General features: G+C 59.1%; 14 protein-coding genes and 1 pseudogene. 4 read left to right on the forward strand and 11 right to left on the reverse strand.

Going from position 1 to position 18593, the window contains the following annotated elements:
* Nucleotides 1–4: 4 nt before the first annotated feature.
* Genes AMC88_RS27955 through AMC88_RS27965 form a run of 3 tightly spaced genes read right to left on the reverse strand, consistent with a single transcriptional unit; the run spans nt 5 to nt 3076 of the window.
* Nucleotides 5–802: an ABC transporter ATP-binding protein gene (locus tag AMC88_RS27955; protein ID WP_010021888.1), complete on the reverse strand. Its 798-nt coding sequence runs from the start codon at nt 800–802 to the stop codon at nt 5–7.
* Nucleotides 803–812: 10 nt separating this feature from the next.
* The gene (gene ntrB, locus AMC88_RS27960) at nt 813–1706 is read right to left on the reverse strand and encodes a nitrate ABC transporter permease (RefSeq protein WP_064820376.1); all 894 of its coding nucleotides are present in this window, start codon (nt 1704–1706) and stop codon (nt 813–815) included.
* 56 nt (nt 1707–1762) lie between these two features.
* Nucleotides 1763–3076, reverse strand: a complete 1314-nt coding sequence (locus tag AMC88_RS27965; protein WP_064820375.1) for a CmpA/NrtA family ABC transporter substrate-binding protein — start codon at nt 3074–3076, stop codon at nt 1763–1765.
* Nucleotides 3077–3773: 697 nt separating this feature from the next.
* On the opposite strand from AMC88_RS27965, the gene AMC88_RS27970 reads away from it, so the two are divergent.
* The 4 genes and pseudogenes from AMC88_RS27970 (at nt 3774) to AMC88_RS27980 (ending at nt 8732) form a co-directional block, all read left to right on the forward strand.
* Nucleotides 3774–5651: a HAMP domain-containing methyl-accepting chemotaxis protein gene (locus AMC88_RS27970; RefSeq protein ID WP_064820374.1), complete on the forward strand. Its 1878-nt coding sequence runs from the start codon at nt 3774–3776 to the stop codon at nt 5649–5651.
* A gap of 235 nt (nt 5652–5886) precedes the next feature.
* Nucleotides 5887–6765: pseudogene (locus AMC88_RS34320) on the forward strand (GGDEF domain-containing protein); the annotation flags it as partial.
* 72 nt (nt 6766–6837) lie between these two features.
* Nucleotides 6838–7650 (forward strand): EAL domain-containing protein, encoded by an 813-nt coding sequence (locus tag AMC88_RS34325; RefSeq protein WP_237353205.1) that lies wholly within the window; start codon nt 6838–6840, stop codon nt 7648–7650.
* Between the two features lie 125 nt (nt 7651–7775).
* Nucleotides 7776–8732 carry an IS481 family transposase gene (locus AMC88_RS27980; RefSeq protein ID WP_064820261.1) on the forward strand — a complete coding sequence of 319 codons (957 nt, stop codon included), beginning with the start codon at nt 7776–7778 and terminating at the stop codon, nt 8730–8732.
* On the opposite strand, the gene AMC88_RS27985 is transcribed toward AMC88_RS27980, so the two are convergent.
* The 8 genes from AMC88_RS27985 to AMC88_RS28020 form a co-directional block, all read right to left on the reverse strand.
* Entirely contained in the window at nt 8729–10384 is a 1656-nt protein-coding gene (locus AMC88_RS27985; protein ID WP_064820372.1) for an alpha-keto acid decarboxylase family protein, read from the reverse strand. The two genes, AMC88_RS27980 and AMC88_RS27985, sit on opposite strands and share 4 nt — an antisense overlap.
* Nucleotides 10385–10422: 38 nt before the next feature.
* Nucleotides 10423–11247, reverse strand: a complete 825-nt coding sequence (locus AMC88_RS27990) for an MBL fold metallo-hydrolase (RefSeq protein WP_064820371.1) — start codon at nt 11245–11247, stop codon at nt 10423–10425.
* Nucleotides 11248–11352: 105 nt separating this feature from the next.
* Nucleotides 11353–12381: a sugar phosphate isomerase/epimerase family protein gene (locus tag AMC88_RS27995; protein WP_170965661.1), complete on the reverse strand. Its 1029-nt coding sequence runs from the start codon at nt 12379–12381 to the stop codon at nt 11353–11355.
* 128 nt (nt 12382–12509) lie between these two features.
* Complete coding sequence (gene iolE, locus AMC88_RS28000) at nt 12510–13448, reverse strand: myo-inosose-2 dehydratase (RefSeq protein WP_064812908.1); 939 nt, start codon at nt 13446–13448, stop codon at nt 12510–12512.
* Nucleotides 13414–13971 carry a hypothetical protein gene (locus AMC88_RS28005; RefSeq protein ID WP_064830126.1) on the reverse strand — a complete coding sequence of 186 codons (558 nt, stop codon included), beginning with the start codon at nt 13969–13971 and terminating at the stop codon, nt 13414–13416. The genes iolE and AMC88_RS28005 overlap by 35 nt, the downstream gene beginning before the upstream one ends.
* Nucleotides 13968–15086 carry a ferritin-like domain-containing protein gene (locus AMC88_RS28010; RefSeq protein ID WP_064820370.1) on the reverse strand — a complete coding sequence of 373 codons (1119 nt, stop codon included), beginning with the start codon at nt 15084–15086 and terminating at the stop codon, nt 13968–13970. Before AMC88_RS28010 ends, AMC88_RS28005 begins: the two co-directional genes overlap by 4 nt.
* A 94-nt stretch (nt 15087–15180) precedes the next feature.
* The gene (locus AMC88_RS28015; RefSeq protein ID WP_064820369.1) at nt 15181–17052 is read right to left on the reverse strand and encodes a GMC oxidoreductase; all 1872 of its coding nucleotides are present in this window, start codon (nt 17050–17052) and stop codon (nt 15181–15183) included.
* A gap of 93 nt (nt 17053–17145) precedes the next feature.
* Complete coding sequence (locus AMC88_RS28020; protein ID WP_012490138.1) at nt 17146–18573, reverse strand: glycoside hydrolase family 15 protein; 1428 nt, start codon at nt 18571–18573, stop codon at nt 17146–17148.
* Between the last annotated feature and the right edge of the window lie 20 nt (nt 18574–18593).

Genomic DNA, 18593 nt, shown 5'->3' on the forward strand with positions numbered 1-18593 from the left:
GGTTCTATTCCGCGGCTTCGATGAAGCGATGGCGTTCGTAGAGGAACTTCAGCACGGCTTCACGGCATTTCAGATATGTCCGGTCGGAGGCGAGTTCGATGCGGTTGCGGGGGCGCGGCATAGTGACGTCGAGGACTTCGCCGATGCGGGCCGCCGGGCCGTTGGTCATCATCACGATGCGGTCGGAGAGCAGCACCGCTTCATCGACATCATGGGTGATCATCACCATCGTGTTGCCAAGCCGGGCATGAATTTCCATCACCGCATCCTGAAGATGGGCGCGGGTCAGCGCGTCGAGCGCGCCGAAGGGCTCATCGAGCAGCAGGATCTTCGGCTCCATGGCAAGCGCGCGGGCAATGCCGACGCGCTGCTTCATGCCGCCCGAGATCTCCGCAGGCCGCTTGTCCCTCGCATGCGCCATCTGCACGAGGTCGAGATTGGCCATGACCCAGTCATGCCGCTCGGCCTTGGTCTTCGTTCGGCTGAAGACCTTGGAGACGGCGAGATTCACGTTCTCATAGACCGTCAGCCAGGGCAGCAGCGAATGGTTCTGAAAGACGACGGCGCGTTCCGGACCCGGCTCGTTGACCTCGCGGTTTTCCAGGAGCACGGCGCCTGAAGAAACCGGCGTCAGGCCGGCGATGAGATTGAGCAGGGTGGACTTGCCGCAGCCGGAATGGCCGATGATCGAGACGAATTCGCCCTCGGATATCGTCAGGTTGATATCCTTCAGGACTTCGGCGCGCACGCCGCCGCGATCGAAATGCTTGTCGATATGATCGAGCTTGAGATAGGCGTTCATCGTACGGTCCTCAATTGGCCATGGCGCCGCGGGTGACGAGTTTGCCGAGCGCGGCCACCAGCTTGTCGAGAGCAAAACCGACGATGCCGATATAGGCGAGCGCGACGATGATGTCGGGAAGGCGCGACGAGTTCCACGCGTCCCAGATGAAGAAGCCGATGCCGACGCCGCCGGTCAGCATTTCGGCCGCGACGATGGCGAGCCAGGACAGCCCGACGCCGATCCTGAGGCCGGTGAAGATGTAAGGGGCTGCCGACGGCAGCATGATCTTCCAGAAAAATTCGAGCTGGTTGAGCCGCAGCACCTCAGCGACGTTGCGATAATCCTGCGGAATATTGCGGACGCCGACGGCGGTATTGATGATCACAGGCCAGATCGAGGTGATGAAGATGACGAAGATCGCCGAAGGATTGGAATCCTGGAAGGCGGCGAGCGACAGCGGCAGCCAGGCGAGCGGCGGCACCGTGCGCAGCACCTGGAAGATCGGATCGAGGCCGCGCATCGCCCAGACCGATTGGCCGATGATCGCCCCGACGATGACGCCGGCGACGGCGGCAAGACCGAAGCCATAGGCGACGCGCTGCAGCGAAACCAGCACGCGCCAGCCGAGCCCGATATCCTGGGAACCGTAGTTGAAGAACGGGAAGGCGATGAGGTCGTAGCTATCCTGCCAGACCTGATGCGGCGAAGGCAGAGAGGCGTCCGCCGATGAACAGAGCGCCTGCCAGAGGAGGAGGATGAGCGCCAGCACGACGGCGGGCGGGACGACATTTTGAAGTGCGGTCAGAGCCGCACGGCGAAAATCGATCCGCGATCCTTGCTTGCCGGAGAATGACAGAATTTTCGCTGCCGGCTTGGCGGGTGCGACGATCGCGGGGGGTTCTTTGTTTGCCAGGGCGGACATCAGCGCGCTCCTCACGGGAATGGAAGGCCGGCGCGCCGCGCGCGCCGGAGGCGAGATCAGGAGACGGCCTTGATCGACAGGCTGTCGAGATAGGCGGAGGGATTTTCAGGATCGAAGACCTTGCCGTCGAAGAAGGTCTCCTTGCCGCGCGACGAGGAAGCGGGAATGTCGGTTGCGGCGACACCCAGATCCTTGGCGGCCTCGCGCCAGATGTCCTCGCGGTTCACCTGGTTGACCAGCGCCTTGACGTCGGTTGTACCAGGCAGATTTCCCCAGCGGATATTTTCCGTCATGAACCAGGTGTCGTGGCTCTTGAACGGATAGGAGGCGCCGTCCTTCCAGAACTTCATGTAGAGGTCGGTAGCCTTGGCCTCGCGGCCGTTGCCATAGTTGACGTCGCCCTTCAGGCGGCCGAGCACGTCCTTGGTCGGAACGTTGAACCACTGGCGCTTGCCGAGGATCTCGGCCATCTCAGCCTTGTTATCCATGCTCTCGCACCATTGCTGCGCCTCCATGACGGCCATCAGCAGGGCCTTGGCGGCATTCGGGTTCTTTTCGATCCAGTCGGCGCGCAGGCCGAGCGCCTTTTCGGGGTGGCCTTTCCAGAGCTCGCCGGTGGTCGCCGCGGTGAAGCCGATGCCCTGGTTGACGAGCTGCTCGTTCCACGGCTCGCCCACACAGAAGACATCCATGTTGCCGACCTTCATGTTGGCGACCATCTGCGGCGGCGGCACGACGATTGTGGACACATCCTTGTTCGGATCGATACCGCCGGCGGCGAGCCAGTAGCGGATCCAGAGGTCGTGGGTGCCGCCCGGGAAGGTCATGGCGGCCTTGACCTCCTTGCCCTCCGCCTTCTTTTTCTCGAAGGCGGCTTTCAGCTTGGAAGCATCGAGCTGCACGCCGGTTTCGGCATATTCCTTGGCCACCGAGATGCCCTGGCTGTCGAGATTGAGCCGGGCAAGGATCGCCATCGGCACCGGCTTGTTGTTCTGCGTCACCTTGCCTGTCTGCATGAGGTAGGGAAGCGGCGAGAGGATGTGGGCGCCATCGATGCCGTTGGCTGCGCCGCCGAGCACCAGATTGTCGCGCGTCGCGCCCCAGGAGGCCTGCTTGGCGACATCGGTTTCCGGCAGGCCATGCTTGTCGAAAAGGCCTTTTTCCTTGGCGATGATCAACGGCGCGGAGTCTGTCAGGGCAATAAAGCCGAGCTTGACGCCCTTCACTTCAGGACCCGTCCCGGCTGCAAAGGCGCCGGAGGGAAAGGCAGTCTTGACGGCGCCGATCAGGGCGGCTGCCGCAGTCGTCTTGAGCATGCTGCGGCGGGTGATGCCGGTTGTCGAAATGCCAGTCGTCGAAATCTTTTTCATCTGCAGGTTCCCCTCTGCTTGCTGAGTTCGGACGCAAAAAAACGCCGCCGGCATCTGCGTTCGGAATGGGAGATCCCGCACAGCAGAAACCTTGCGACGTCGGTGTCGAAGTCGGCGCCTATGCCGCGCCTCTCTGCTCAGTCGCCGTTGACTGGGCGTTTGGGGACTTGCAACCAGCGTGCCAATTCGCAGGAAGGCGAGTAACTGCAGGCAGCAAAACAAGAAAATCGGTAATTTGAGCAATGATTATTTATTGGGCACTTGTAGAATATGATCATCATTTGTGCGAGTGCGAATGCGTAGCGCACGTGCTAAGCGCCATATTTGTGCAGTGCACATAACTTGGCCACACCTAAATAGGTGGCTCGACCCTATGGGAGGCTGCACGCTCAAGTTCCTCGGCCGAAGGCATCAAACGGGGCGGTTGCGTTCCAATGCTCTCAATCTGACGAATCGCGACGCAGTGGGAGCCTGAAGGCCTCCCATTGCGCTGAGTTTCGCGCCCGGAAAAGTCGTAATTCTTGTTGTTTTCCAGTAACTTTGAGTGGAACTAGCTTGAAATTAATCGCTCAAGTAATTGCCCTGACCGGAGATTTCCAAAACCAAATGAATCTCTTCGTTTAGTTAACACTAAATTGTCGAATCCGATGGGAGATTTTGCCTTAACCGGCAGCGACCGTCCCAAGAGGAGACCCGCATGAAACGCCCGAGCATCAAGCAAGCACTCATCCTAAAGCTATCCATCATCAGCATGTTCATACTTGGTCTGTCCTACGTCTCGCTGGACACCATTTCCTCGCTTCGCGCAAATGCCGAACAGGTCGGTACCTTCTGGGTGCATCGGCTGGTGACGGCGCGTGAGATCAAAGCAAACTTTCTTGATCTGAAACTTGCCCACGCCCGGTACTTGCTCGAAGACACCGCGGAGAACGACAAAACCGAAAAGCAGGCGATCGCAGCTGCAGCCGCTGGGCTCGAGACGGTCGTCGGCGAATACGAAAAGGGCGTGCGCACGGAGCGCGGGCGCCAGTTGATCAATCAGATAAAGCCGGAACTCGACAAATATCGCGCGTTGGCGGAGCAAATGATTGCGCTCGAAGATAGCGGCAAGACAGCTGAGGCAGTCCGGCTGTTCAAGGAGAAGATGGAGCCGCAGGCCGAGTTGGTGAACAATGGGGTAGCGGATCTGGTGGCATTCATTCTCAGCCAGACCGAAGGCTTCGTGGCGGCAAGTGATGCTTCCGCGAAATCCGCTTTCATGCTGACTGCTGCGATCGCCTCGCTGGCCTTGCTCGTGGCTATCGCGGGTATCGTCTTTGGGATTTCCGGCATTGCCAATCCGATCCGCAATACGGCGTCCGCCATGAAACGGTTGTCGGCTGGAGATCTCGACAGCGATATTCCTTATGCCGGCCGTGCCGACGAAATCGGTGAAATGGCCGGCGCAGTCGAAGTGTTTCGCCAGAATGCTCTCAACGTTGTCAGGCTTGAGAAGGAAGCTGCCGAATCCCGCAGTGAGAGCGAGGCGGCGCGCGCCGCAGCCCAGCAGCGTGCCGAACGCGAAGCCGAGCAGCTGCGCTTTGCAACGACTACCTTGGGCGGAGGTCTCCGGCGCCTTGCCGCGGGCGACATATCCTTCCAGCTCTCGGAGCGATTTGCCGCTGAATACGAAGCATTGCGCGACGATTTCAATACTTCGCTGCGGCAATTGGGCGCGACGATCGGCGCCGTGCTTCAGACGGTGCACAGCATAGACAATGGCACCGGTGAAATAGCATCCGGGGCCCAGGACCTATCGAAGCGCACGGAACAACAGGCCGCTTCCCTCGAGGAGACCGCCGCCGCGTTGGACGAGATTACCTCGAATGTCGCGATGGCGACGAAACGCACCGAGGAGGCGCGCAATATCTCTGTGGAAGCCAATGTCAGCGCCCAGCGCTCGGCCACCATCGTGTCGGAGGCGGAGCAGGCCATGCGACGCATCGAGGACAGTTCGCAGCAGATTTCGAACATCATTGGCGTCATCGACGAAATTGCTTTCCAGACGAACCTTCTGGCGCTCAACGCCGGTGTCGAGGCAGCGCGCGCAGGTGAGGCAGGAAAGGGTTTTGCGGTGGTCGCACAAGAAGTCCGGGAACTCGCGCAACGAGCCGCGCAGGCGGCCAAGGAAATCAAAGGTCTCATTCAGAAGTCGTCGACCGAAGTCGAGCACGGGGTCAAACTTGTTCTCGAAACCGGGACGTCACTGAAATCGATCGGCGAACGCGTTGCCGAAATTAATCGAGCCATGGACGCGATCGCCACCTCGGCGCGCGAGCAGGCGACCGGGCTTTCCGAAATCAACACCGCCATCAATCACATGGATCAGGCAACTCAGCAGAATGCGGCGATGGTCGAGCAGTCCACGGCCGCCGCCTCTTCACTAGCCTCGGAAGCAAGCCGCCTGCGCGAACTGGTCAATCAGTTCCACTTGGATGGTGACAGAGGTCCAGCGAATGCCCAGTCCAATACTCGCTCGTTGGAAAGCCGCATGCCGTCGCAGGTGGTCGCTCTGCGGCCCTCTATGCAACGGTAAACTTGCCGCCGTGGCAGTCTTGTCAGTTTGAAGGGAAGACTCCCTGATGAGAATAATGGCGCCGCAGCTTCAGGCTGTGCTGCTGTGGACAAAGAGGTTCCGGAGGAAGCTCTTTGACCGCAGCCTGCCCTGGTCCGACGCCGGACATTGCCCGGCATTCGGCGAATTTGGGATTTTGCAGCGGTCGGATTATCGCCGGCGGGTTACTCTCGATTAGCACTCCTTAAGATGTTCAATGCGACATTCGGGCGAACGAAATAGCGAGATCGCCTTGAGCAACAAACGATCCAGGACGAATGTCGAGCTTGAGAACCTGCTTCGCCAGCTTGGGCTGGCCCTTGAAGCGTCCGGGATCGGGATCTGGCAGCACAACATCGCAAGAAATCAGACGCGATGGGATGAACAGCTCAAATTGATCTATGGCGTTCCGAAAGCGCCGCTCGATGTCATCTGGCTGGACAGTATCCATCCTGACGACCTGGTGGCGACAAACGATATATTTCTGCGCGCGATCGAAACCAAATCGGATTATGCATCCGAGTTTCGCATTATTCGGCCGGATGGCGCGATCCGCTACCTGCGTTCGCGCGCTCGTTATTTCGTCGATGCCGCCGGCGATCCATGCTTTGTGGGCGCCGAATGGGATGTGACGGACGACGTGCTTCTCAACAAGGAGCTGGAGCGGAGCCGGGCAGAGGCGCGCTTCGCGGCCGATCACGATCACCTCACCGGCCTGTTGAACCGGCGCAGCTTCGATTTCGCCCTGTCCGAACTTGCCAGGCGGGAGAGCGTCAAGGTTGCGCTTCTTCATATAGACGTGGACCATTTCAAGGAGATCAACGACCGCTTCGGACATGCGGTCGGCGACCTCGTTCTCTGTCACGTCAGCAATATTCTGCTGGAGGCCATTTCAGCCGGTGACGTCGCGGCACGGCTCGGCGGCGACGAATTCGCTGTCGTCATCACCGAGGACGAGTGTGACAGGACGATAGCTGTGCTCGATCATATTCAGAGACGTCTGGAAAGCCCACTTCCTGTCGGCGATCAGACGCTCATCGTGCGGTGCTCGATTGGCGTTGCCAGCGCCATGAGCGCCGATTTCGCCAGACTGCTCTCCCAATCCGATCTGGCGCTGTACCATGCCAAACGCAACGGCCGGAATCGGGCCGAGATTTTTTCCGACGAAATGGCGTCGACGCTGGCGAACGAAAGGCAGCTGGCCCAGGATCTGCGGTCCGGGCTGGCGCTCGGCCAGATCCGCCCATTCTACCAGGTGCAGGTCGATGCCAAATCTTTCCGGGTGAACGGTGTCGAAGCTCTGGCGCGGTGGCATCATCCCACTCGAGGAATTCTCGCCCCGGCGCATTTCCTGTCCATCGCCTCGTCGAATGGACTGGTTGCAGAGCTTGACGACGTCGTTCTGAAGGCTGTCCTGTCGGACATGAAATCATCGGCGCTGCTCGAAGGCATCCGCGTGTCTGTCAATCTGTCCGCCGATCGTCTCGACGATCCCGAGCTGGCGGCGAAGCTCGACGGCTATGACATCCCGTCCGGTCGATTGAGCTTCGAGCTGATCGAGACGATATTCTTGGACAGCCTGAGTGACCAGGTGCGGCAGAACATCGAGGCGATCAAGTCTTTCGGTATCGACATCGAAATCGACGATCTCGGGTCCGGGCATGCTTCCTTGCTGGGTTTGCTCGAGCTGCGGCCGGATCGGGTCAAGATCGATCGCCAGCTGGTGACGCCGATCCTGCAATCGGTGCCCAGCCGCCGGCTGGTCGGCTCATTGGTCGACATAGCGCGGGCGCTGGATATGGAAGTGATCGCCGAAGGCGTCGAAACGCTCGAGCATGCCAACGTGCTTGCCGCCCTCGGCGTCCACACCCTCCAGGGTTTTGCGTTCGGACGACCGCACTCGTTTGCCGACCTGTCGGCGCGATTGGAGCAGGAGACATTCGATTGCCAGTGGGCCGACGTTGTTGGGGCCAGTCGCTAACGAGTGGTTCTGCGCTTTGCTTAAAAGCGGAGCCGCTCTAGCTTTGAGCCTCCAATAGGTTGTCCATTCGATCCGGACCGGGAAAGCTGAGGTTGTCGAAGCTTCAGTGATTCTCGGGGGACCGAATGGACATCCATATGAATGCCCGCCTCACGCCGCTCAGTCGAGCGGTAATTGCGCACCGCGTGCTGATGGAAGGACAGCGACCGATGGCCGTCGCTGCGGCTTTCGGCGTCTGCGTGAAGACTGTCTATAAATGGGTAAGGCGCTATCGACGGGAGGGCGAGGCCGGTCTCAATGATCGCAGTTCCCGACCGCACCGCCTGTATCATCCGACCTCGCAGGTCACCGCCGCCCGGATCGAGACCTTACGCCGCCTGCGCATGACCGGCCAACACATCGCCAAGGAGACGGGTGTCTCGCCAGCCACAGTCAGCCGCATCCTCAAGCGCCTTGGCCTGAACAAGCTCAAGGCCTTGGCCCCGGCTGAGCCGGTGCGGCGCTACGAACGCGACCAGCCCGGCGAACTCATCCATATCGACATCAAGAAACTCGGCAAATTCAACCGAACCGGCCACCGCATCACCGGCGATCGCACGGGGCAGAGCAACAGCCGCGGCATCGGTTGGGAATACGTCCATCTGGCCATCGACGACCATTCACGCCTGGCCTATTTGGAAATATTACCCGACGAGACGCGACGCTCCTGTCTGCGCTTTCTCTTCAATGCTTTGCGCTTCTTCAAAGCCCATGGCGTCAAGGTCCAGCGCGTCATGACCGACAACGGCACAAGCTTCCGTTCCCATCGATACGCCAAGGCGCTGCGGCGGCTCAGCATCAAACACATCCGCACCAAACCCTATACGCCGAAGACAAATGGTAAGGCCGAACGCCTCGTCCAGACCGCACTGCGCGAATGGGCATATGCCAAGGCCTACGAAACCTCGCAGCAGCGCGCCGCCGACCTGCCGCTCTGGCTCCACCGTTACAATTGGCATCGCCCGCACGGCAGCCTACAATCCAAACCGCCCGTCAGTAGACTCGGCCTGATCGAGGACAACCTGTTGAGGCTCCACATCTAGCTTGCTTTCCAGTTCGCATTATTGGGAATTGACCGCTGAGGCACGACGACCTGGATGATGGACGGACTGTTCAGGTTTTCTTTTGCGGCGTTTATGGCGTCCTGCAGTTCGCCATAGGTGTCCACTTTCCAGCCCCGGCAGCCAAAGACCTCTGCCAACTTGCTGTAATTCCATCGGTGCAGGATGCAGGAATTGTAGAACGGCGTGTTGCCATGGAAAACCGATGCATCGGCAAGCCATTGCTCCACGCCGTAGATGCCGTTGTCCATCACGAAGATGATCGGGTTGAGATTGAAGCGGGTTTGTGTCGAGAGGCATTGAGCGGTCATCTGAAACCCGCCATCTCCGGCAAAGACCAGCAGCCTCTGTTTAGCTTGTTTCGCCAGCGAAACCCCGGTCGCGGCCGGGCCGATATAACCGATCGCCGAATAGGATGATTGGACGATGAAACCGCGGCGAGCCCCCACTTCAAGAAGCAGGCTCCCGAAATAATTCAAGCTGGCGTCGGCACCAACGATGGTATTTCCGTCGATCTGCTGCTGAATGAAATCGTAGAAGCCCTGATAGGTTATTTCGCCCGCCGGATCCACAATCGGCGCTTGTCGGGCCGTTTTCGCCGGAAGGCTTTGGGCTTTGCATGTCAGCCTTTTGTCGATCAAGCCGTTGACGAGATCCGCCAGCGAAACCTGTGAGTTGAAGATCGTGCCATATTTCACCGTATCCCAGGAGGCGAATGCGGTTTTGTCGAGGTCGATGGGCCAGCCCAAATCGTTGATATCAGTCAACCAGACGCCCAGCGCCAAAACGAAGTCGGAGTCTTTGACCAGAGACTGGACATAGGGTGACGACGATTTCCCATCGAACACGCCGGCAAATTGGACATCGTCTTCCGACAGGATGGCCTTGCTCAGAAGCTCGGTCACGTAGGGAATTTTGAGGTCCCGAATGAGCCGCTCCGCCTGGTCGTGAAGACCGAACCGGTCGATTTCGACGCCGATCCAGATCAGCGGTTTGGTGGCATTCTGCAATTTATCGCTGATTTGCGCGATCGACTGATTGAGACTGTCCTCGTCGGATATGTCAGGCGCCGCTTTCAATGAAGTCGACGGGCGCGCGCATTCCAGGTCGACCATATCCTCCAGCAACTCGATATAAACCGGACGTCTTTCCGTGATGCACTGTGTCAGCGCATAATCTATGAGCATTGGCGCAAGATGAGGACTGTCGATGCGAACAGTAGCGGCCGTGATGTATTCGAACACCTGACGATCCGTTTCCCGTCCGCTGATGAAGTGATGCGAACTATAGCCGGTTTGTTCGAATCTCAGCGTTTTCTGGATGCTTGGCGCACCGTTGATCAGGACGACCGGCACTTTCTCGACGTAGGATCCGGCGATCGCATTTGTCGCACAAAGCGAGCCTGCGGAATAGGTGACGCACAGCGCGCCAATTCCTTTCAGTCTCGCATAGCCGTCGGCCGCATAACCGGCATTCAGTTCATTCACCTCTTCGATGACCTGAATATCGCTTTTCTCGACATAGCTGTTTACCCATTCGATCGAATAATCGCCCGCCACGGAAAACAGGTGTCCCAGGCCCAGTTCGCGAAGTCTGTCGACCAGATATTGTCCAACCGTGTATGTATCGCCCATGTTCCAGCGGCTCCCCTGTTGACGAGAATTGACGCATATTAGAATTCGCTCGCGTTATCGAATAAGCGCGGTATGTATATGTCGAATATTCCTGGGCATCTTCGTTCGGGAAATCTTTCCAGCAGGAAGCGCTTGAAAGCATCATTGGTGAGTCCGTTGCCGGCGGCCTCCATGGCGACGGACAAATACTCTATATTTTTGGCAACCTCGTTCTTGTCCGCCGGAAAGCCGTGACCGGGAAGGAACAGCTCATAGTCCGACAGCAGCATGCCCTGCAAAACCCCGATCCAATGCTCCATGTATTTCGTCAGATAGAGGTGGGTTCCGCTGTAGATCAGGTCTTGGGCGATAAAAACGCCGACATCAGGAAGACCTATGGTGAGGAGAAAATCGATCTCCGTATCAACGACTTCATCAAATACGTACTTGACTCCGTCGATGATCTCGTGGCCGGCGCGGACGGTTTTTTCGGGAACTACCAAGCTCTTCGGAGCGAGGTTGCCCAGTTTCCAATGGTCATTCAGGGAATCCTGGCCATGCTGCCTCAGGAACTCCTTCGTTTCCGACAGTGCATGAATCGGAATGTCGCTGAATGCGGCTCCCAGGCCGAACCAATGGTCCGGGTGCCTGTGCGATAGGTAAATCCGGTCGATCTCCTTGCCGAGACTGTCGGCATAGGCCCTGAATTGCAGCGCATAGGGAACGAGGAATTGCCCATCGACAAGAACAAGCTTGTTCCTGCTCTCGATGATGTGCGTTGCATTGGCGATATTGTCATCCGTGAATGCCGAAATGAACGTGTGAATACGGACATCGCCTGCTCGCCTGATGATTTTAATGGGATCCGGCAATTGCGCCACCATAGGTATCTCCCTGATTGCTGAGGTTTGACGTTCACCCGGGCATGGCGGAGACTTGGTTCCCCAGCATTCACGGGCTGTTTCGAACATTTGCGCGCCGGAGCACCATCACGAATGAGATCGACGGCCGTGGGACGCGATCTTTTCCTCCAATGTCCTCAGGGCGGCGCGCGCAACGTCGTAGGCGCTGTCGACGCCCATCTCGGGCGCGTCCTCGCCGGGCCGCCAGAAACGTCTGCGCGTCATTCGCATCGAGCTCTCGAAGGGGGGAATCGCGTTGAAGACTTCGACGAGATAAGGGCCGGAATAGACCGGTTCGATTTCGTCCAGCATGGTCTCCCACGGAATCCAGCAGTCGCTGACAGCGCCCCGGTCCGGCGCTGAGATATGAACGTAATTCAGCCGGCTCTGCTGTACTGCCCGGGCGACATTTTTCCGGAAGGTTGCCGGCCCCTGGCTTTCCATCACGACCTGGGCTGTATCGATCGTGACGCCACAGACCGGAATGTCAGCGCTTTCGAGAAAATCCAGCGCTTCCGAGACCATGGTCGGCCCGGGCGTTTCCCAATTCTTCACGGGTTCGATGGCGAGCTTCACCCTCTTCTCGGCGCAATATTGCGCCAATTCCCGGAAGATGGGGGCTGCCGCCGCATATCGTGGCTTCATCCAATCCTGAAGCGCGTCGCTCCAGATTCCATCGCCGTCATCCGTCAGCGGAAAGACACCATAGGGGTACAGGAACGGCCCGGACATGATCGTATTCTCTCCGCCCAGCACCGAGGTAATGTCGACGCGGGATTTGAGATAGGACAAAGCCTGCTTGCGCTGTTCCTCGTAAGGCGAGGTCGGATCGAAGCTTCGCGTGGTCCCCACATTGGTTGTGAACTTCACATCCCGGAAGCCCGCCCGATCGAACGCTCGTCTGAGGCTGATATAGCTTTCGACCTCAGCGTGATGATCGGCATGGGCCGGGCCTGGGGCGATATGCAGGTCGAAGCCGGTGTAGCCGATCTCGGTAAGAGCTTTCAGATGTCTGACGAGAACCTCGGTGTAGCCGGCGTCATTCGGCCTCAAATCCGCTGTAAACATAAAGAAGCTGAAATATATATCTCGCCTGCGTGCCTCTTCCATCTTCATCGCTCCAGCTGTGGCTATCCGGTAATGCGTGGTTCAGGATGATGTCTCGCCGGGCATTGTGATGAGGCGAGATCCTTTCCCGCCTCCTTCACATCGCCATCCGGCCGAAACAAGCGGTCCGCGCCGGGCTACCATCCAAGCAGCTTGCGCAGATATTCACGGCCCATTTTCGCGTATTGCAGCGGATTCGCCTTGGCGGGGTCCTGCTCTGCCTCGATGCAGATCCACCCGGCGAAATCCGCCTCCGCCAACGCGTCGAGGATTTCCGGAAAGGTCTCGATGGAGCCGTCACCCGGCACGGTGAAGATCCCCGCCTCGATCCCTTGCTGGAAGGACAATTCTCCCTTGTGAATGTTCGTAACAACCTCGCCGCGAATGTCTTTGAGGTGAACGTGCTTGATGCGGTGGGCGTATTTTCTGGCCAGCGCTAGCGGATCGACGCCGGCAGCCGCCTGGTGCGCGGTATCGAGAAGCATGTTGACCAGGCGAGGATCCGTCTCGTCCATGAGCCGGTGGATCGCTTCCGTCTTCATCACCCCTGTTCCGAGATGCGGGTGATAGCAGAGCCGGCGGTTGCGGGCCCTGGCTTTCTCGCCGGCTGCATGCAGGCCTTCGATCAGCTGTTTCCATTGGTCCTCGGAGAATTCGGGGCAATTGGGAAACAGGGCGACCGGAAGCGGATTGACCGCTCCGCCAAACTCGGAGACGACGAGATCGGCCCTGCGCGGATCGTCGCTGCCGCCCTCCATGGCTTCGAGGAAGTCGAGCTGAGCATCGACGCTTTCAAGCGTGTGACGATTCATCGCCTTGATGGTGAAGTAGGTGCTCACCCAAGGCTCGGAAATCCGCAACCCCCTGAGTTCGAGGACGGGGCGCAGGATTTTCGGATCCGTCGGATATTTATGGCCGACGCCGCACCCGACATAGCCGGCGAGCGCCATTTCACTCAGAGCCTGCTCGTAGGGGATGCCGATGTCGATGTTGATGAAATCGTCATTCCACCAGAGCGTGGGGATGACGCCGAGCCAGACCTTAGCGGGCGTCAGTCGATGCAGATAATTCGTCATGGCGTTGATCCAGTTCTTTGAAGACAAGCGGAAGTGGCGTCAGGTCAGGTTTTGGAACGGGGGCCGGAGCCGGAATTTTCGGTGGAAAGGCCCAGGAGCCGAAACCCTGCCCCTTGGCGCCCGGAGGGTGGGCTCCGATTGCCTTCCAGAGCAGACCCTCGATATAGGCATCGGGGGACACGACGAAGGTGGTATTCGCAGGCCTGGGGCCAAAGCGCTCCGTCCAAGCGGAGGACAGCTCGAACCAGGTGCCGGAATACCAGAGCTTGATCAGCGCGCGGGCCACGTCTCCCAGCAATTCATTGCCGAGAATGGTCGTGCGCACGGCGTGGATACGGGCCTCGCTTTCCGATGGTGGCAGGGCGGTGAAAGCGGCCAGCAGTGCGTCGGTGATCTCGCTGCCGACCACCGTGTCGAGCGTGGCGAGATAGCGTTCTGCCAGGCCGGTTCCCAGAAGATCGAAGTAGGAGAAGGCCGTCAATTCGACCGATAGACCAAGAAATGGCTCGAAACGGCTGCTCATGCGTTCACCTCCGCCTGCCGGGTGACGGCTGGCTGTTTGATACCGCCGGGGATCTCATAGGTGGGGCTGCCATTCTTGCCGGGATGCCCCGGCAGCGGATTGCGGATGAGTTCGAGGATCATGTTGCGGAATTCGAACATCATCGGAACGGCTTCCAGCAGCAGGTTTGGCTGGCCGTTATAGGCACGCGTCAAAAGCTGGAGAAATTCGCCATAGCGCGTGTTGAAGGCGATCGCCGCCTCACGCAGTTCCGAACCTTCGAGTATATCTTTTACTTTCAGGTTCTGTTTTACAGGATAGGCGCCCTCCCAATCGACCTGCAGGTGTGGACCCGTGGGCTGGCCGGGCTGGTCGCCCTTCTGGTAGTAGCGGCCTTTGACCAGCTCCTCGAAACGATAGAAATGGGCCAGTTCGTGGTCGTCATCGTCGTAGATGCCGCCGCCGTCGCCTTCGCCCTGTTCGATGATGAGCTCGAGCGCTTCCTGGGCACTTTTCAGATCGGTCACCGCAAACAGCTCGCCGCCGCCGGAGTAATAATATTCCGAGGTGATCTGGCGCGACCTGTCGCCGGTAAAGATGGTTGTGCCCGCCCCATGCGCTTCGGCTTCCAGGTATTTGATGCCTTCCGCGATGGCCGAGTAGAACTCGCCGATACTGTAGAAATGGAGGTCCTCATGTCTTGGATGGCTGGCGAGCGCGGTGATACCAGCGGGAGTTTTGCGGTGCATCAGGCCCTTGCCGACGAGATGTTCAGGACGCTGGGCCGGCCGCTCGATTTTCAGGAAAGTCGCCAGCGCCTCATGGCCGAATGCCTGGATGCCGACCTTGAAATCGGTCTCACCGTCCGGCAGGGCGGCGGGATAGCTGGCTACGAAGTCCGGCCTGACAAGATCCGGCTTGCCGCCGATGGCATTGAGAATATTGGCCGCGATCGTCAGATGCAGCATTTCTTCCACGACGATTACGCGCAGAACCTGGGCTGCGTCCTGGTTGACGCCGGGCTTGATCGAGTAAAGCGCCGTCAGATACGGCGGAATCGTCGCATGTTCGAGCTGCATCGCCCGGTAGAGAAACTCTTTCAGCTCATCGAGCGTCTTGATACTATAGGAATCCATGCTCATGCTCCGTGAAAGATAAGTTGGGTGCACCGGCCGGCTGTCACTTGCATCGAACCCACAAGTTCGTTCCGCGCTGGATGCCGGTCTTCGTTCAATGCAGAGACTTCAGAATCTCGCGACCGCTTCGGAAGCACATGGCGGCCAGCGTCAAGGTGACATTGGCCGTGCCGATCGTCGGCATGCTGCCGCCGCCCACGAGATAGAGGTTTTCGTGGTCCCAGCTGCGCTGGTTCTTGTCCACGACGGAATTGGTCTTCGTCGTTCCCATGATATGGGTGCCGGCCAGATGATTGCCGCCGCGGATCGCATAGCCTTGTCCCTCATAGGCCACATAGCCGTAATCGCTGGGGTCGTAACGGGTATGGTCCTGCGCGCCCAGACGCGTAAAGACGGTGCGCGCAAACTGGCGGCCATAGGCGGCACCCTTCATGGTATATTCCGGAACCGTGAAGGACAGGATGGGCCGCATGTTGCCCAGAGCATCGGTATATTGCGGATCGACCGTGATGCGGTTGCTTTCGACGGGCATGACCTCGATCATGAACGCCAGCAGCAACTGCCGCGAAACCTGGTCGACCATGCCGCGCCGAAGATCCGCTCCGTAGAGGTTGCGATCATCCACCAGTTCCAGAAGGTCGGAGGTCGGCGCACCCGTGGCCCAGCCCCAGCCGTCGTTATGGATATCGATGGCGAAGGCGGCCTGCTTTTCCCGGAAAGGGCCGTCCCGCAGGTCGACAATACCGCCCGTCGAACTGGTTCCGCGCATCGTGCCGCAGATCTCAGGCATCAGCGCCCAATTCAGCAGGTAGGCGTGGTCCATCAGATTGCGTCCGACAAGACCGCTGGTGCTGCGCAGGCCGCAGGCCAGCATAAGACGCGCGGTTTCGATGGCGCCTGCCGCAAGCACGAACACCTTGCCCTTGACGGTGATGGTCTCGTGAGCCGGTGAGGCCGGGTCCTTGTAAATCTTGACCTCGAGAGAGCGGACTTTCCCGCTATCCGGATCGATGTTGACCTTCGAAGCGACCGCCTGCGGCAGCAGTTCGACAAGCCGCTCGCCGCCTTTGCCGTTTGCCGCGAACGCCTTGGCAAGTGTTTTGCCGGAGTGGTAGCGCGCTTGCACGGGACAGAGCGGTACGCAGTTGGTATTGCCCTGGCACCGGCCGCCCTCTTCGACCTGATGCGTATCAACGGCGCCGATTGGACGGTAGCCCTTCCCACCGTCATAGGCCGGGTTCGGTATGCCGTTGCGACCCTGCGGATAGGGCCTGACCTTCAGGGGATAGGTCTTGTCGTAAAGTTCGACACTGGTGCCTTCGATGCCCTTGTTGACCTGCTGATCCAGATAGGAAAGCGGCAGTCCTCGCATGGGAAAGACATAGTCATCCGGGAAGGTCTGCCCGAGATATTGCTGATCTTCGACATTCGCCGATACGCCGATTTCCCGCTCGGCAAGGCGGTAATCCTCCTCGACTTCCTCAAAGCTCAGCGGCCAGTCCAGCCCGTGGCCGAAAAGCGTGCGCGTCTTGAAATCCGAGCGAAGCAGGCGCGGCGTTTTCGCCTCCCAGTGCATGGTCGTTCCGCCGAAAATACGGGTATATACCGTATCGCTGACATAAGGGCCGGATTGAACGATATAGTTCGAACTATCGGTTTCTCCCGCCTGCAGCTTGCGAAGCTGCGGGCTGCGGGGTATGGCCGCGTTCGCATTCAGCGGAAAGGGCGACTGGTTGTCCTTGGAGGCTGCCGAATAGAAAGTCGTCAGCAGATTGTCATAGCCTGCCAGAGTGACATTGGAACCCGTTCCGGCTTCAAGGATAAGGACACGTTTGCCCGCTTCCGCAGCCTGCTTGGCAATGATTGCGCCCGAAATGCCGCTGCCGACGATCACGATGTCGTAGTCGCCAGACTCTGCGACGGTCTTGGCGTCAGCTCTTATGGCCGATTCGAGGGGAAAAAGCACTTTGGTCCTCCATTAATCCCGGAAAGCCGATCAGGGCTTTGCGGATCATGCCGTTCTGGACTCAATCGAGATCAGGCCTACGGCCTTCAATCGTCATGATTTCGGGCCGCGAGAGTTTCGGGGCTTGGACTTGGCGGCCGGGGCGGCGGCGCGGGCCCTGACTGCCGAGAGGAAGGAGGCATAGCTCCAGGTCAGATTCCGGACGCTTTTCTCGTAGCCAACGGTTCCATCGAACTGTTCGCTCAGTTCATAGTGATCGCTGTGATAGACGATGGCGCGCAGCATGGCGTCAGACGAAGCCCGCAAAGCGGCCGACGCGTCGGCGGGGCTGCTGGATGCGCCAAGTCCCAGTTCTGCGAAGAAGGGTTCGGAGAATTGATCGAGGGGGAGGGCGCCGCTGGCCTCGATGGTATTGGCAAGCCGATATTGAAACTCGGCGAAGTTGGCGGTGCACAGAGCCCAGGGATGCCCGCCGGCAACAGGAGCCGCCACATCGCCATCGTAATGATCGCCTGGATAGCGCCCGAAGAGTGGTCCGAGCCCTTTGGCCGCGTCGGCGCCATTGACCGGGTAATAGTTCGAAGACGAAGGATCGGCCCACTGGCGCCGCAGGATGGCCGCCGTTGCCAGAAGCTTGGTATCGGTCGGCTCGATCCCGCCATAGCAGACCGAAGAGACGATATCGATGTTCGCGTCGTAACCGGCTTGCTCCGCGGCATCTAGAATGCTCACATAGAGCTGCCCGTTCCAGTGGGTTGCCAGCTGGCTTTCCAACCAGGAGATGGCATCGGCCACCCCTGCAGGCACCGCAATGCCGATCGTGTTTGTGGAAATTTCCCGGAAAAAGCGCAGCTGTACGGCTCTTGCGAAAAACGAATAGCCCTCGTATTCCTCCCAGAGATTTGTGGTCTTGTTCTGGTAAACTTCGAGAAGATAAGAGAGGTTGGCCTCGACCAGTTGTTTGGCGATCGTCTGGGTGGCGCCATCCAGCTGATCGAACAAGGTCATGATCGCAATCGACTGAATGGCCGGCCCATCATTCTGCTCCGACCACGGACGAACCTCGCCGGTGATGGTGAAGCAGGCGTGGCCAAGTGTGACGGTATCGGAATTCTTCGCATTCGCCTGACAGAGCGCGGCGAAGTTCACATAGTCGACGAGGCTCGGCAAAACCCCGCCCGGAACGGGCAGCAAGCCGGCAAGCGCGATCTCGATGGCCGTAATGGCCCCGTCGCGGACCCAGTTGAAAACATAGTCCTGGTCGACACCCGGCGTGTTTGCTGGATAGGAAGGTGCGGCGATGACGCAGCCGGGGGCGGAGAAGACGCCGGGCGATGCCGGATCCTCGATGACATAGCCATCGCTGGTGATGTTGCGCATCATCAGAAGAGAAAAATAGCGCGACAATGCGACCAGATCGGTCTGCGCGAAGGCAGGCCGCGGTTTGACTGTCGGCGCATTGGCGCCGATATGGGCCGCGTTCGCACCCGTCATTGACTGACTCCAAAGCGCAACTGTCATTGACTGACTCCAAAATCGGT

The organism is Rhizobium phaseoli (assembly GCF_001664385.1).
GTDB lineage: Bacteria > Pseudomonadota > Alphaproteobacteria > Rhizobiales > Rhizobiaceae > Rhizobium > Rhizobium phaseoli.